This is a genomic window from Psychrobacter sp. TWR1-1-1 (assembly GCF_049895865.1).
Classification (GTDB): domain Bacteria; phylum Pseudomonadota; class Gammaproteobacteria; order Pseudomonadales; family Moraxellaceae; genus Psychrobacter; species Psychrobacter immobilis_A.
In genome coordinates, this window is sequence record NZ_JAFCTE010000008.1 from 32,265 (window position 1) to 49,257 (window position 16,993).

11 protein-coding genes are annotated in these 16,993 nt (G+C 41.8%); 5 read left to right on the plus strand and 6 right to left on the minus strand.

The window, feature by feature from the left end:
* Nucleotides 1-51: 51 nt before the first annotated feature.
* Together ACP69U_RS09130 and ACP69U_RS09135 are read left to right on the plus strand one after the other, a co-directional pair.
* Nucleotides 52-1,410, plus strand: a complete 1,359-nt coding sequence (locus ACP69U_RS09130) for a GntP family permease (protein ID WP_426138365.1) — start codon at nt 52-54, stop codon at nt 1,408-1,410.
* Nucleotides 1,411-1,430: 20 nt separating this feature from the next.
* Nucleotides 1,431-2,567 carry a glycerate kinase gene (locus ACP69U_RS09135; RefSeq protein ID WP_198330778.1) on the plus strand — a complete coding sequence of 379 codons (1,137 nt, stop codon included), beginning with the start codon at nt 1,431-1,433 and terminating at the stop codon, nt 2,565-2,567.
* Nucleotides 2,568-2,606: 39 nt separating this feature from the next.
* Here the strand turns inward: ACP69U_RS09135 and ACP69U_RS09140 are convergent, their stop codons facing one another.
* Together ACP69U_RS09140 and ACP69U_RS09145 are read right to left on the minus strand one after the other, a co-directional pair.
* Nucleotides 2,607-3,503, minus strand: a complete 897-nt coding sequence (locus ACP69U_RS09140; RefSeq protein WP_176393070.1) for a tetratricopeptide repeat protein — start codon at nt 3,501-3,503, stop codon at nt 2,607-2,609.
* A 188-nt stretch (nt 3,504-3,691) separates the two neighbouring features.
* Complete coding sequence (locus ACP69U_RS09145) at nt 3,692-4,561, minus strand: LysR family transcriptional regulator (protein WP_426138366.1); 870 nt, start codon at nt 4,559-4,561, stop codon at nt 3,692-3,694.
* A 107-nt stretch (nt 4,562-4,668) separates the two neighbouring features.
* Between ACP69U_RS09145 and ACP69U_RS09150 the strand changes: the two genes are divergently transcribed.
* Both ACP69U_RS09150 and ACP69U_RS09155 read left to right on the plus strand, forming a co-directional pair.
* A complete protein-coding gene (locus ACP69U_RS09150; protein ID WP_426138368.1) occupies nt 4,669-5,166 on the plus strand; it encodes a lactoylglutathione lyase family protein in 498 nt (165 codons plus the stop codon).
* A gap of 204 nt (nt 5,167-5,370) precedes the next feature.
* A complete protein-coding gene (locus ACP69U_RS09155) occupies nt 5,371-6,183 on the plus strand; it encodes an enoyl-CoA hydratase (protein ID WP_426138369.1) in 813 nt (270 codons plus the stop codon).
* A 623-nt stretch (nt 6,184-6,806) separates the two neighbouring features.
* On the opposite strand, the gene ACP69U_RS09160 is transcribed toward ACP69U_RS09155, so the two are convergent.
* Nucleotides 6,807-7,145 (minus strand): RidA family protein, encoded by a 339-nt coding sequence (locus tag ACP69U_RS09160; protein WP_055124581.1) that lies wholly within the window; start codon nt 7,143-7,145, stop codon nt 6,807-6,809.
* 59 nt (nt 7,146-7,204) lie between these two features.
* Complete coding sequence (locus ACP69U_RS09165) at nt 7,205-8,452, minus strand: NAD(P)/FAD-dependent oxidoreductase (protein ID WP_109590201.1); 1,248 nt, start codon at nt 8,450-8,452, stop codon at nt 7,205-7,207.
* Nucleotides 8,453-8,844: 392 nt separating this feature from the next.
* Between ACP69U_RS09165 and ACP69U_RS09170 the strand changes: the two genes are divergently transcribed.
* Nucleotides 8,845-13,482, plus strand: coding sequence for an AAA domain-containing protein (locus ACP69U_RS09170; protein ID WP_198330774.1), 4,638 nt, complete (start codon nt 8,845-8,847; stop codon nt 13,480-13,482).
* 221 nt (nt 13,483-13,703) lie between these two features.
* Here the strand turns inward: ACP69U_RS09170 and ACP69U_RS09175 are convergent, their stop codons facing one another.
* Both ACP69U_RS09175 and ACP69U_RS09180 read right to left on the minus strand, forming a co-directional pair.
* On the minus strand, nt 13,704-14,660 hold the full coding sequence (locus tag ACP69U_RS09175) for a WG repeat-containing protein (RefSeq protein ID WP_193009362.1): 957 nt from the start codon (nt 14,658-14,660) through the stop codon (nt 13,704-13,706).
* A 44-nt stretch (nt 14,661-14,704) separates the two neighbouring features.
* On the minus strand, nt 14,705-16,897 hold the full coding sequence (locus ACP69U_RS09180; protein ID WP_426138370.1) for an ATP-dependent helicase: 2,193 nt from the start codon (nt 16,895-16,897) through the stop codon (nt 14,705-14,707).
* Between the last annotated feature and the right edge of the window lie 96 nt (nt 16,898-16,993).

Genomic DNA, 16,993 nt, shown 5'->3' on the forward strand with positions numbered 1-16,993 from the left:
CAGTAGCAGCATCCACAATTATCGCTATCAACCCTACATGTAGAGACAGTAATGATCGTATTTTGGCTTGTGCTGACCATTCTTTTTATTATTTTTGCCACAGCAAAGTTAAAGTGGCATCCTTTTTTAGTATTGATATTATCAGCCTTTTTAGTAGCGCTATTTTACCAAGTGCCGCTTAATACTGTTGCTAAAACCATCTCGGATGGCTTTGGCGGTATTTTAGGTTACATCGGTCTGGTTATTGTCTTTGGTACTATCATCGGGCTAATCCTTGAAAAAACAGGTGCCGCCATTGTAATGGCAGAAACGGTCATCAAAGTTTTGGGACCACGCTTCCCTACTTTGACCATGTCTATCGTTGGTGCTGTGGTTTCAGTGCCAGTATTCTGTGACTCTGGCTATATTATTTTAAACTCATTAAAAGAAACATTGGCCGAGCGTTTACACGTGTCCAGTGTGGCGATGAGCATTGCCTTAGCGACAGGCTTATACGCAACCCATACCTTTGTACCACCAACCCCAGGTCCAATTGCCGCAGCAGGTAACTTAGGATTAGAGTCCAATTTAGGCTTGGTTATTATGGTCGGTGTGGTGGTGACAGCGGTTGCTGTACTGGCTGGCTGGTGGTGGTCTAATCGCTTCTTAAATGTCGCTCCCGACAATATCGATGCACTGGACGCGCCAGCAGCGACTTTGCCTGAAAATATGAAGTCACGCGACGACTATAGCAGCATGCCGTCAGCAACAATGGCGTTTTTGCCTATTATTATCCCTATCGTATTGATTTGCTTATCGTCTGTTGCGAACTTCCCAAGTGCACCATTTGGCAGTGGCACGTTGACAGATATTTTAGTGTTTATCGGCAATCCACTCACGGCATTACTGATTGGTTTATTCTTGTCTTTCTTACTAATTAACACTGAGCAAAAAACACAGCAAATTAGCGACAGCATCTCTCAAGGTTTGGTTGTGGCAGCCCCTATCCTATTGATTACTGGCGCAGGCGGTGCATTTGGTGCCATGCTAAAGGTCACACCGATTGGCGACTATTTAGGTACGACATTGTCCGCATTAGGGCTTGGTATTTTTATGCCATTCATTGTCTCTGCTGCGTTAAAAACTGCACAAGGTTCGACCACAGTCGCCTTGGTCACCACCTCTGCGATGATCGCGCCGTTATTGGATCAAATTGGTCTCGACAGTGAGCTTGGTCGCGTATTTTGTGTGATGGCCATTGGTGCAGGTGCCATGACTATCTCGCACGCCAATGACAGCTTTTTTTGGATTGTCAGTCAGTTTAGTCGTATGAGTGTGGCGCAGGCTTACAAAGCCCATTCTATGGCAACGGGCATTCAAGGCGTGACCAGCATCGTCTTTATCTGGTTATTAACCTTGGTATTTATTTAAAGAGATTCAAAGAGACATTCATGAAAATTTTAATTGCTCCCGACTCATTTAAAGAAAGCTTAGACGCACTGGATGTTTGCCGCGCCATTCAATCTGGCTTCAGTCAAGTGTTTCCAGAGGCTGATTATAAGCTATTGCCGATGGCAGATGGCGGTGAAGGCACCTCTGCGGTATTGTCTTATGTATTAGGCGGACGCTGGAAAGAAGTGGTGGTACACGACCCACTCATGAGATCGATAACGGCAAAGTATTTGTTATTGCCCGACGCTACGGCTGTCATCGAAGTTGCTCAAGCGTGCGGATTACATCTACTGACAAGCGATGAACGCAATCCTGTCATTGCTAGCAGTTACGGTGTCGGCGAGCTGATTGCTGATGCGTTAGAAGAAGGGGCTAAACGTATCGTGATTGGTCTAGGTGGTAGCGCAACCAATGATGCAGGTCTTGGCATGCTAATGGCATTAGGCATCACCTTTCACGATATCAATGACACTCTACTCACTCATGGTGGTGGCGCACTTGCCAGCCTACATAGGCTTGATAATATAAATCTTCATGCAAAGGTATTAGACACAGTATTTGAAGTCGCTTGTGATGTGACCAATCCATTATGTGGTCTTTTGGGTGCGAGCGCAGTATTTGGTCCACAAAAAGGCGCTTGTCCAGAGCAAGTAAAAGCCTTAGACAAAGCACTCAGTCACTTTGCCACCATGTGCGGTCATCACGGTTATGAGGACTGCCAACATGTCGAAGGCGCTGGAGCAGCTGGTGGTCTTGGCTACGCGATGATGACATTCTTTCAAGCTAAGCTAAAATCAGGTTTTGACACAGTTGCTGAGGTGGCTCATTTGTCGCAGCATATTGCAGAGGCTGATCTCGTTATCACTGGCGAAGGTAAGCTCGATGCGCAAACAGCCATGGGTAAAGTGGCAGGTGGCATCAGTCAGCTTGCCAAAGCCAGCCATACGCCGGTCATTGCTATTTGTGGTAGTGTTGACGGACTCAAACCTGCGCAAACTAGCCAGTTCGAGGTCATCATGCCCAGTATTCAAAAAGTAGATACCATCGAAAACGTACTGAGTCAGGCTTATGACAATATTGAAACCACGGCTGTAAATATTGCTGCTGCTATGCGCTTAGGTATTAAGATGAGATAGATGTTTTTATCATTTCAAAGCAGAACAGAGCCAAACCATTTAATCTGTTTTTTGGCTCCATTCTGTATACATATCACAATATTTCTGGATGCCAGTGTCACAGATACGCTTTAACCCTGCTAACCCACCTACTCTATCGCCATGGACACCATCACTTAGAATATAAATTTTTGCTAATTCGTTTTGCACGTCTTGATATCCTAGCTGACTATAGCTTTCAAACCAATGCGCTGCTTTGCTATAGTCTAATTTTACACCCTCGCCTTTATAATACATAAAACCAAGGTTAAACTGAGCTTCTGCCATGCCTTGCTTAGCTGCTTTTTCGAACCATTCAGCCGCTTTTACGTTATTTTTAGAAACCCCTTGACCCTGCTGATACAGAACACCTAAATTAAATTGAGCACCAGCAACGCCTTGTTCAGCAGATTTTTTGTACCATTTAAACGCTGTTATATTATCTTTAGGGACACCTTTAGCATCGGCATAAGCAATGCCTAAATTAAACTGTGCTAACTTGTTATTTTGCGCAGCTGCCTGTTGCCAATGTTCAAGGGCGCTGATATCGTTTTGAACGACACCTTCACCTTTAGAGTAAAGATTACCAAGATTATATTGGGCTCTGCTATAGCCTTGTTTAGCAGAATGGCTATAGTAGGTAAAGGCTTTTTCATGGCTTTGTGGTACAGCTATACCTTGATCGTACATAACACCGATATTATATTGCGCTTCAGCTAATCCTTGACTGGCAGATTTATTCAACCACTCAAAAGCTTTGACATTATCTTGCTCGACATCTGAACCTGCTGCATACATAACACCCAAATTATACTGAGCAATAGCATTTCCTTGCCGTGCAAGCGACTCAATAGTAGCCAAATCACTTATCAACACTGAATCTTCGGCAATAGCAGGTATTGGTAGTCCAGCTATCATATAAGTCATTACAATATTAAAGTATGTCTTTTTTAATAGCTGTATATTCATTATTAGTCCATAGATGTAGCATAAATCGAAAATATATCTAAATAAATTATGGCGTGTTTCACGTTCATATATAGATACTGTTGCTAGCCAAACTGTATTACAAACAAAATGTAAGGCTAATTATTCATGTATTAATGCTATAGCCATTTCGTTACTTCATCAATGACAGTATGCATTCTATTAGAGAGTGCATGCTGTCGTCTTACCGCAAGATATAGCGTCTCGCTAACGGCAACAGGCAGATGATGGTTTTTAATAAGCTCAGGCTTTTGATAAGCAGCCACTGCATGTGCAGGTAGCACGGTAAAGCCTATACCCCTACTCACTGGCTCTAAGATTAATCCTATCTGATTCGAAAAGCCTTTTTTCTCAAAATCATTGATGTGTTGAAATTGCTCATAATTGGCAGTCAGTAGCATGCCTGCATGATGGGCACCATCTGGATGATCAATAAAGCCAAGCTCGGTGAGATGCTCCCAGCTCGGCTCTACCGTAGTTGCAGGTGTCACTAATATTAGCGCTTCTTGCGCCATAGGTTTGCAACTAACCGTTTCATCATCTGAGATATCCGTCATAAAACCAATGTCAATCTCATGATTGGCAAGTGCCCGCTCAATATCAGAATTTGGGGCAAAGCGATAATCAATCACTAGCTTTGGGTGCTGCTGTTGTAAGGTCAAAAGCTGCGGATATAGCTTGAGTCCCACACTACCAGGCGACATCAAACGCACCAATCCTTCATAATGAGGATCTTCACCGATACGCTGCTCCAGATTTGATAAGCGCTGCAATATCTCGCCTGCTTCTTCATAGAGCTGCTCACCTGCATTGGTCAATGAGAACTGCTTTCCTTGACGAATCAGTAAGTCTGTGTCCAACTGATCTTCTAGCTTACGTATATGCTGACTCACGCCAGATTGGGTCATGTGTAAGCGTTCAGCCGTACGAGTAAAGTGCCCGAACTCGGCAAGCGCACAAAAAGTGCGCAACCATGTGATATTTATCATTACGATACATAATTATTTATATAATATTTGATAATTTTACATAATAATCGTATGTTTGTATACTGGCCTCATGTTAAATAAGAGTACAACTAACAGGAGCAAAAGCTATGAACAACGTTTATCCAAGGAGTTTTTCGCACATCGGCCTTTCAGTTCCCGACCTAGAAGCCGCCGTAAAATTTTATACTGAAGTAATGGGTTGGTACACCATCATGGAGCCAACAGAGATTGTTGAAGATAATAGCCCGATTGGTGAGATGTGTACTGAAGTATTCGGTTCAGGTTGGGGCAGTTTCCGTATTGCTCACCTATCTACTGGTGACCGTATCGGTGTTGAGATTTTTGAATTTAAAAATCAAGAAAACCCTGAAAATAACTTTGAATATTGGAAAACAGGTATCTTTCACTTTTGTGTTCAAGATCCAAATGTTGAAGAGTTGGCTGAGCGCATCGTTGCAGCAGGCGGTAAAAAGCGTATGGAAAAACCACGCTATTATTACCCTGGTGAAAAGCCTTACCGCATGATCTATATGGAAGACCCGTTTGGCAATATCGTCGAGATATACAGCCACAGCTACGAGCTTATTTATAGCGAAGGCGCATAATAAATACAGCTTAATACAGCTTAATACAGCCCTGACTTGTATCTGACTGATAAACAAATAGCGACCTCAGAATATGAGATCGCTATTTTTATTTGTCTGCTTTCTACATGAGCAACCTATTATATAAGAGGTAAGCCATGCTACTATTTAGGTAGCTATACATAGCATCTACCAAACGAAACAACCCATTATCAAGGATGATAAATGACAAACTCTGACGTTGCCTTAAACATGGACGACTTTCTCGTTATTAGAAAAGACGATAGAAAAAGTGGCGTGGTCACTCTCACCTTAAACCGACCAAAGCAATTCAATGCCTTATCCGTTGAGCTACTCTCTGCGCTACAATCGGAACTGGACAGTATCGCTCAAGATGACAATATCCGTGTAGTCGTCATTGCAGCAAATGGTAAAGCGTTTTGTGCCGGTCACAATCTAAAAGAGATGCGCGCACATTCAGATGAAGACTTTCAGCGCGCCCTATTCCAACAATGCAGTCACATGATGCTCACTATTAATCGTATACCGCAAGTCGTCATTGCAAAAGTGCAAGGTATCGCGACAGCAGCAGGGTGCCAACTGGTCGCCGCCTGTGATTTAGCCGTTGCCGCTGATAAAGCCAAATTTGCCACTTCAGGGATAAACGTTGGGCTTTTTTGCTCCACACCTGCTGTAGCCGTCAGTCGCAATCTACCTCGTAAGCAAGCGTTTGAGATGCTGATTACTGGTGAGTTTATCGATGCACATACCGCCCTACAATATGGATTGATTAATCGAGTTGCACCATCAGAGCAATTAGAACAAGTCTTGCAATCGTTGATAACGGCGATTACTACCAAATCTCCAGTAGCGGTAAGAACTGGCAAAGATATGTTTTATAAGCAATTGAATATGAGCGTCGAAGATGCTTATGACTATGCCAGTGAAGTGATGACTTGTAATATGATGGCAGGCGATGTGAGTGAAGGTATTGACGCCTTTGTTGAAAAGCGCCAAGCGGTATGGAAAGAATGCTAACTGTTTGACGAAAATATTCTGACTAAAAAAAGATGACGTTGCTATTATTATGAAGCCATCAAAGCGCCCACAATCATAAATGCAACGGCTATGAGTGATCTCAAAAATGGTGAACTGCACTCTGCCCAGCGAGTGATAATAAAGTATAAATTGGCAAATGGAAGAAATAGATATAACAGCCCCCAGAGTACCGACTCTTGGAAGGCTATAATAATTAACTTAATGCTATAAATAATGCACATGATGCTTGCGATGACAAGTAAAATAACACCTATGAATTCCACGTGAATTTCCTCAAAATGTTCAATAAGAAACAAACTATTATTAATTTAAAAAGACATTGAAAATATAACTACCAGCAGTTTGCTTAGCCATCAATGCTAAAAAATGATGGTTTTGAGAGGCTGTTTATTATCTCAGAACTGTTGCTGGCGTATAATAACAGGTAACGTGAGAAACACATAATATTATAAAACATAAGTTGAATAAATATAGCTTAATCTACTTTGATAGCTTATAAAAATATACTCACAACCAATCTATGAGAAAACAGGAAAACAAAAAAAGGCCATGATAGCGATATCATGGCCTTTTTTAAACAACTACTACAATCAATCTGTTACTTACTCAGCGGCGATGGCAATCATCTCGACCAACAGCTCAGGACGTGCCAATGCAGACTCGCCACAAGCACGAGCTGGCGGCTGAATGCCTTCAAACCACTGGTCATAGACTTCATTCATAGCAGCAAAGTCTGCCATGTCTTTTATCCAAACCGTTACTGACAGTAGTTTTGATTTATCGCTACCCACTTCTTCTAATAACGTTTGGATTTTCTCCAAACAAGTCAATGTTTGCGCTTTGATATCGTCTTCTGCATTACCTACCTGACCACACAAATAGATAGTCTGGTTATGGATTACGGTTTTACTCATACGTTGATTGCTATGTAGCTTCTTAATCATCTTATATACCTTCAATTTATTAATTTAAGTCTGTGCTAAATCTGTCAAATGCGCTGTTAATTAGAAAAACGTTGAGCACTGAATGGCGCAACATCTACTAATAATGGCTTGTCATGAATCATTTCTTCAACCAGACGCCCTGTCATAGGCCCTAAAGTAAAGCCTTGATGACTGTGACCAAAGGCAAACCATAGTTTTTCATGCTTGTCTGCAGGACCAATAACTGGCTTCATATCAGGCATACAAGGACGCGATCCTGCCCATGCTTCGCTCTCAACCGCATCTTCTAATGGTAAGATTTTGCGAGCCAGCTTCAGAACCGTTTTTAATTGACCAAAGTTCTTTGGTGCATCCATCGTGGTCATCTCAGCACCGGTCGTGATACGGATACCCTGCTGCATTGGCCCCATCACAAAGCCTTTGTCCATATCAAACATACTATGATTGATGGTATTTTTTTCTGTCACTTTGAAATGCTGATGATAGCCACGCATTGGGAACAATGGCAGATTATAGCCAAGTGGCTTGATCAAATCATTAGACCATGGACCTGCTGCGATAACCAACTTATCACTATAATAAGTGTCATTATCAGTAATGATTTTCCAACCTTCACCGTCTTGTACGATTTCTTTTACATCGCTCTCTTTAATTGTACCGCCCATCTCTTGGAAATTTTTCGCATAGGCTTTTACTAGCGAGCTTGGGTTCGATACTTGCCAAGAGTTTTTCCAATGAATCGCACCAACGAAACCTTCAAAATTAGCGCTAGGCTCCATGGCTTTTAGCGCTTCAAGGTTTAGTACGTTATGCTCAACGCCTTGATTGCGCGCATCAATGGCTGATGCTTGTGCTTCTTTAAACGTTTCTTCCGAGCGATGCAATTGCAACCAGCCGTCACGAGTGATTAGTTCGTCAGCACCAGATGCTGAAATCATTGTCTGATGCTCACTGGTACAATGCGCGATCAGTGTCTGCCATTCTGATTCTATTTTTTTGACCGAAGCGGGCGTAGAGTATTTCCAGTACTGTAGCAGCGCTTGGTGATAACGCAAAATTGCTGGAATACGATAGCGAATATCGGTACCTTGGTTCGGCAATACTCGGATCATCTCAGTCAGTTGACGAGGAAAAGGATGGGTATGAATGGCTTCGCGCTGAATCAATCCTGCATTGCCATACGAGGTCTCTGACCCTGGCAACTTCTTGTCTAACATCAGTACTTTTGAATTATTTTTTTGTAAATGCCACGCGACTGACGTGCCAACCATACCTGCACCGATAACGATCACTTCATAGCGCATAACCTATCCTTTTCTTATGGTGTTAATACAAAGTATCAAATATGAGGGTCTAACGGAATAAGGTGGTAATAGTAACGCATTGAGCTGAATATTAAACCCCAATCTCATAAATATTTTTGCTATTAAATACTTTTGGTTATAGGGTTTTAAAGAAAGTATTTTTGATAGGAATAATGAGAGTTTGGTTTATAAAATAGTAATGATTAGCCATCATTTTTAAAAATACTAGATGCGACTTAGTGCTATCAATTTCTGTGCTATAGTTTGGTCTTTTTTTTAATTTAGAAATGATCAGCCGCCTAAGCATTTTAATTATAAAATCTGATAAACAGTATTTATGATGTGCCAGTGAGGTCAGGGCTAATATTTTGATGATTTGGAAGGTTTAACAAATGAGTATTTACGCACAAAGACTGGCCTCTCAAATTGAGTTCATCAAGCAGTGTGCTTTGATGAAAAAAGCGCCTACTCAAGATTTTGCTAAACACAGTGATTTCACTTGTACTGAGGAGCAATTATTAGGCTTGCCGGGTATCAACCTTAACATCACCGACGATACCCCAGAGGACGTTTGGCTTCGTTTAGAGCGATTGCGTGAAAACTCAGCACCTAAATCCAACAGCGCACTGTTAGCACATTGGTTAAAGTTTCCAGTTAAGTTTAGCGATCAACCGTCATTAAAAGAAAAAACATCTGTGCAACCATTCATCGATGATGGTCTGTTGTCCTCGGGCGCTACAGAGGTATTTACTCCGTTTGAAGTTGACAATAATTATACAAATGAATCATTAGAGGTAGAGGAGCCATTACAAGCAGAGGTTTACTTAAAAGACTTTCCTGCGAAAGACACTGTACGAGATGAATTCAATACATATCTCAAAGACGTTTGGAAACCTTGGCTAGCAGAAGAGAAACTCGTTCGCCAAAGCATTGCTTTGTATTCCAGTCTATTCATGCTTAACCAACAGCTTCAGGGCAATCTCGCTGATGCACAGTTAGAGTTGGTGTGGGGTGTGGGTATTGCCACACGAAAAAGCACGGACGATGAGCAGAGTAGCAAGCAGATAAAGTATCCACTATTGACGCAATCTGTTGAAATCACCTTAGATCAAAAGACAATGGCATTACTCATCAAGCCTACCCTATCCGCTCCCACGCTTGAAACGGAGCCTTTTTCTATAGAAGAAAATCAGGGTTTAGCGAAGTTATTAAAGAACAGCAAAGATTTTTATGATTCAGAAGATGTGTCCTTAAGTCCTTTTTTGCCAAGTAGCTATGAGCCTATCTTAAAGTCAGCCGTTACTTTGCTTGATTCCTCTGGCGTTTATCAACCAGATCATACCATTGCAGATGATCGAAAAATCCCTAAAGCGCAAAAAAACCTGATTGTTACTGACACATGGGTCATTATGGCTCGTCCTAGAAGTAACAATATCTTTTTGCAAGACTTAAACAACTTATCCATTCAGCTAGAATCGGTCACTGACATTGATTTACCGAGCGCCCTTAAGGCAATGCTGACAGAACCTGCTACAGAAAACAAAGAAAATATACTGCCTGCTTATCGTGGTTTGTCTATGGTGAGTGGCAGTGATAGCTATATCGGCACGCCAGCCGAGCTATATTTCCCCAAAGCGTTCAACGATGAACAAGTACAAATCATACAGCAGTTAGATGTCCACGATGGAGTCGTCGTTCAAGGCCCGCCCGGCACAGGTAAGACCCATACTATTGCCAATGTTATTTGTCATTACTTAGCACTTGGCAAGCGAGTACTGGTCACATCGATGAAAGACCCTGCGCTAAAAGTACTGCAAGGACAACTGCCTGAATCTATTCGTCCCCTCGCCGTTAGTCTACTAACCAGTGAAAACGAAGGGTTAAAACAGTTTGAACATACCATCAAAAAAATATCGAGCGAAGTATCTAGTATCAATCGTGAGGCCTACAAAAAAGACATTCTCATGTTTGACAATCAAATTGATACCATCCATGCACAGCTCGCAAGCACTGACCATAAAATTACGGCTTGGGCAAGATTAAATCTTGATGACATCACTATCGATAATGAAACGATCAAGCCCATAGATGCCGCGACTGAGGTTGCTCAAAACCAGCAGCTTATCGAAAGCTTTCCCGATAAATTGGGCATAGAAGAGATGTTTAAGCCTCGATTTACTCATGCTGATATCACAGCGCTAAAAGACGCAAGAGTAAACCTCGGCCATGATTTGAGTTATCTTAATAAAAAAATTCCTGCTGTTGTAGATATGCCGCCCACCAATGCTATCAAGCAACTTCATAAGGATTTGAGTTACCTCAATGAGTCGCAAGCAGCTGAGCAGCAAGGAGAATTACCAAGCTTAATAAATGACAGTGCTAGCACAATAAACATTGCTCAGGAAATCACTGCCAGTACATCTCGTTTGACTGACCTGATACAAAAGATTGTAGCGGCTGGCCAGAATTGGACGACGGATATTCAGCAGCATTTGGCTAATGAAACTAAGCAAGACATTATCGCTCATCTCACTATATTGAACGATGAGATCAAAGCCATTTTTGATGAGAGAACCATTTATTTAACCAAACCTATTACGATGACTGATGATTTTGATAAAAATCCAGAGCTCGTTGACGCGGTTAAAAACTTATCTGAAGGCAAAAAGCCATTTGGTCTCGCTGGTATTTTTGGCAAGTCTGCTGAAAAGAGAAGCCTTGAGTCTATTACGATAGTCTCATCAGCACCATCAAGTACGGCAGATTGGCAGTATATATCCAGCTTTATAACGTTTAGAAAAAAATCTCAAGCGCTTATCCTTCGCTGGAACGCCTTATCAAATGAGCTGTCCTTACCGATATTTGAGGTATCGCCCAATAATCTGTCTGCGTTACATTCAGCCGTTCATCTATACGATGAAATCGTTGCTAGTCACAACTTGCAGCACAGTATCAAGCAGGCGTTAAGCACTATATTTATAGATTGGGGTGTTATCTCTACAGCACCTTATAACAAAGATATTTTGACTGAGATTGAAAGTGTTCTTAAACAACATTTAAAGAGACATAATCTGGCTGAAAGTCTCACGTTAAAAGAGTCCTTACTGACTAATCTTGCCGACTGTAAAGGCTCTATTAGTGAAAAAATGACGGCATTTGTCACTCAAAAGATTGGTGACCCAAATCTATCTGATGAACAATTACAAACAGACTATCAAGAACTGTTAAATGAGTTGCAACGCGTGAATAACCTTGCAACAGATTTACAGACAGTCGCTGACGTTACCCAACTCATTGAAGATAACGGCGCACCACTTTGGGCAAAGAAATTGCGTTATGAACCTCATAATAATTCTCAAGACACCTTGGCATCAGATAACTGGCAGCAGATTTGGCGAATTGCTAGATTGACTAGCTTTATAGACAGCATCGATGGTCGCAAGGAATTGGTTCAACTGGCCAAAACTCGTGGCAATTTAGAAGTAAGCTTAGCCAGACTCTATCAAGAAGCCATCACCAAAAGAGCATGGCTAAAAGTTGCAGAAAATGCGACACCAAACGTGAGAGCCTCTTTAGAAAAATACCGCTCTGCCATTATGCGTATCGGTAAGGGAACAGGCAAAGGCGCGCATTATTATCGCCGTGAAGCGCGCGAAGCTTCTGCGGGAGCAAGTGCTGCTATTCCGTGTTGGATTATGCCGCATTATCGTATTTCTGAGTCCTTGCCAGCAGAATTTGGCAGTTTTGACTTGGTTATCATCGATGAAGCGTCTCAATCTGACTTAACGGCATTGCCAGCCATTATGAGAGCCAAAAAAGTGTTAATCGTTGGTGACGATAAGCAAGTGTCACCAGAAGGCGTCGGTCTCGATATCGAGAAAATCCGTAACCTGATGGCACAGTATTTGAGCAATCAAGTCCCTGTTTATCGCTCACAGATGTCACCTGATCGTTCAATCTACGATTTATTCAAAGTCGTTTTTGCAGATAGCAGTGTGATGCTAAAAGAACATTTTCGCAGTGTGGCACCTATTATTGAGTTCTCAAAACGTGAGTTTTACAATCATGAGCTGATACCTTTGCGTAAAGCAAAACCCTCAGAGCGCTTAGACCCACCATTGATTGATGTTTATGTCACCGATGGCTATCGTCTTAAAGGCTCTGATATTAATCCTTCAGAAGTCAGATTTATCGTCGATGAAATCAAGTTCATCGTTTCTGATCCAGCTTACAAAGGTAAAACCATCGGTGTTGTCTCGTTGCTAGGCAATAAGCAAGCACATAATATTATGGAGATACTCAACAAAGAACTAGATGAAGCGGTAATGACTGCTTTTGACATCGCTTGCGGTGATGCCAGAACCTTTCAAGGTAAAGAGCGCGATATCATGTTTTTGTCATTGGTAGTGGTACCCGGAGCGGCCCATGCACAAACGAGAGACACTTTCGCCCAGCGGATGAATGTCGCTGCTTCAAGAGCGCGCGATAGAATGTATTTAGTACGTAGTATTGAACTGGATGAACTAAGCCAAGCCGATTACTACCGAGCAGAGCTTATTAAACACTTTCAAGCACCATTCATGCAAGATGAGGAAGAAGTCTCTGATTCGCGTCAAAAATGTGAGTCTCCCTTTGAAACGGAAGTCTTTGATCTTCTGGTGGAGAGAGGCTATCGAGTGGTTCCACAGGTTAAAGCAGGTGCCTACCGAATCGATATGGTAGTCGAAGGTGAAAACGACAACAGCCTAGCCATTGAATGTGATGGCGATAGATATCATGGTCCTGACAAATGGGACAGCGATATGCAACGTCAGCGTATTTTGGAGCGTGCTGGCTGGAAATTTTGGCGCTGCTTTGCGTCCACTTTTGTCACTCGTAAAAAAGAAGTCATCCAAGATTTATTAGCAGAATTGGAACGCTTAGAGATTTATCCAATCACTACCGACACGGCACATAGCAGCTCGTATGTTGAATCTAGAGTCGTCACTACGGTTGAAGAACCCATACTCGATATTGAAGCTGAGACCTAGACATTTATAGCCTGCTAGATACTCAGTTCATAGCGACTATCATAATTATCTTAAGAAAAATCCGTCTTTTATCAAAGCACGGATTTTTCTGTTCTTAACTATATTTGAATTTAAATAATTCCGATACGAGGAAGCCGAGTGCAAGCTATACATTAGTATGGTTATCGAGGCTGACGATGTAGCTGATTTATATGAACTTGACTATACTTAAACTTAAAGAATCACCATTCACTACAAGCCACTATTTTACCTAGCTTGTTAATGCAGACAGACGTACCATCACTTTTCTCTTCTATCTGCGCTGTACCATTATTAAAATTGAAATACGTTGCACCAAAAGAAGTAACGCTCATCCTCTGTACTTTATCGTCCGAGAACTTGAAAGGAATGACAGTTCTATTGGCACCATCTATGAAGCCCCAACGATTACCTTTACGCACGCCAGCGAGCTGCTCACTAAAAGGTCTTATTTCATCATAAATGAAAGGGACAGCAACAGCTCCCGTCTTGGTAACAAACCCCCATTTATCATCTTTAATTACACCGAGCAGACCTTCATGAAAACCATAGTGTCCACCCAAATGACCATCCAGACCGTCGTATTGCGGGGCAACAACTTCTTTACCGTTAGTGTCTATAAGACCCCATAACTCCGTATTAAAGTCATAAACAGGAGCCCTGTCATTGCTAAAAAAATCCATCATGGCGTAGTTATTTTCAAAACTGAGAATAACTTTATTGTTAGTATCGATGACACCATATGCACCATCTTTTACAACGACAATTTTACCTTGATAAACAGGGTTTGCCCAAACCTCATTATATTTATTATTAGGATCTATTAAGTTGTCGTAAATAGTAGGTACGACCAGTTTACCTTGTTCGTTGATATAGCCGACTTGATCGTTTTTTAAAACAGGAAAAAATCCATCGCTGTACAACCACGCCTCAACTTTATCAAAATCTTTGAGACTAGCTGTTACTTTACCTTTTATATTGAGTAACGCTTGTGGACGATAATCGTCATCATAAGCAACAAATAGATGCTTATTATCAGTACATTGAATATTTCTATAGTGACTCGTCGGCGGCATACAGTCCTCAACAGCTAAAGCAGGAAAACTACTTATTGAAGCAATAATTGGGACTAATAAAGCTTTAGCTATTTGCTTATACAAAACCTAATACCTCGAAATATTATTACTGTGAATTCGATAAAACACTACCACCACACTGGATCATCACTCTCTTCTCTCACTTGTTTAGAAGTTTCTACCGTCACCTCATCAGCAGACAGCTCAGCGATAAACCGCGATGGCTTGTCAAAATACCCTGAATAACTGGCAAAGTAATCAGGTGCCGTTAGATACAGTCTGCTCTTGGCGCGACTACAAGCAACGTAGAATAATTTTCGTTCTTCTTCTAGCTCCTCAAAATCATCCAAAGAGCGATAGTGCGGCGTGATACCATCGACCAATGAGTTAACAAACACCACTGGCCACTCCAGCCCTTTGGCACTGTGAATGGTCGAAATAGTCACTTTATCTGTGTCATTATCCTCTGGTTTATCCATGGCTGCGACCGAATCATTAGGCGGATCGAGTGCCAAATTTTCTAAGAAGTTATCAAGGCTACTGTGTTCTATTGCCAAATTTTTGAGCACACGAAAGTCCTCGTTGCGCTCTCGCCAATTTTCCTCAATCGTTTTTAGGATGGGAACATAAAACGCTAAAACATGCTCGATGACTGTCTCGACGGATTCAGCCTGATTTGCCTTAGTCAGCGTATTATATAAAGGCTCAAGCTGTGCACTTTTTTTAGCAAACTTTGGCGTGAGTAGTGGCTCAAAGGAGTTGTCATCGGCATTAATCGCTTGGGTCAAACGCGTCGCGGTGACCGTCCCCACGCCTTGGAACAAGGTCAAAATACGGTGCCAAGCAATCGTATCATTCGGGTTGTAGAGTACTTTAACAAAAGCCAAAACGTCTTTGATATGTCGCCTTTCAATAAACTTAATACCGCCCACCACAATGAATGGAATATGACGCTCCATAAACTCTAGTTGCACATAGTTAGATTGAAACGACGTGCGGCACAGTACCGCAAAATCATTGTAATCATAATCCGACTTTAGCTCGATGATTTTTTCGGCGATATACTTGGCTTCTTTTGTCTCGTCACTTAAACGGCTAAATACTGGTTTTTGCCCAATTATTGATGCGCCAGAGTACAATTTTTTTTGATAGCCTAGCGTGATCTGCGCTGACAGAGCATTGATATAATCCAAAACAGCAGGCGTACTGCGATAGTTTTGCTCGAGCTTAATCAGCTTGGCATCGGGATAGGTCTCACCGAATAACAGAATGTTTTCGTAATTGGCACCGCGGAAAGCATAAATACTTTGATTGTCATCACCGACTACCATCAGCGAGACCGACTCAGATGCACCAATCAAATCTATCAGCTGCTTTTGCGGAATGTTGGTGTCTTGATATTCATCAACCATGATGTAGCGATATTGGTTTTGTAGCATTTGGCGAAAGGTATCATTCGTCTTCAAATGGCGCACGACCTGACTGATAATATCGTCAAAATCGTAGAGATGATTGGCACGCTTATACTCATGAAAATCGACCGCCAATTGTTCGATAATAGGAATATGCACGGCGATATCAGGATAACTGCTTTCGATTAAATCACGGATATGAATACGTCTATTCCGAGAGCTAGAAATAATATTTTGCAGTGTCTTTTTGCGCGGGAATGCTTGGCTCTTATTTTGCGCGGGATACTTTTTTTCTTTGTGAATTAAGTCGATGGCATCTTCGCTATCGCCCGTGTCTAAAATCGTAAATCGCGGATTGATGCCCAATAAACCTGAATACTGACGCAGCAGCATGTTGCAGAATGAGTGAAAAGTACCACTGGTAATACCGTTGAGCCGTTTATCCGTTGGCAGCTTATCCTTTACCAAGTCTTCATCAGACTGTTTATCAAATAAGGTATTCGCAAGTAAGGTTTTGGCGCGACCTTTTATTTCATTCGCTGCTTTACGCGTAAAAGTCAGTAGCAGGATGCTTTTGGGCGTGATCCCGTTCTCTAATAAATAACTGGTACGGTACGTGAGCGTTTTAGTCTTGCCAGAGCCTGCACCAGCAATGACTAGCACCTTGCCTTCGATAGTGGTGGCTGCTAATAGTTGGTCAGGATTTAGTTCACAGGCATAGTTTACTTTCAATCCTAATTCAATATTCAGCCTTTCATTTAACAGCTCAATATTTGCAGCATTATTAGCATCAATTAAATTTGCCTCTAGCTTTTTAATTGCCTGCTCAAGTCGTGCCAGCTTGGGCTTAATCTCGATGAAGTTTTGCGGATAATTGTAGTGGCGCGTGTCAAAAATCGTGGGTGTCATTATAGGGTTTTGCCTTTCGTTTTATTTTAGCGGCCTTTATCAATACGGCGCATTTATACATAGTGGTTTGCAGATTTGACTGAGAGCGCTTGGTGT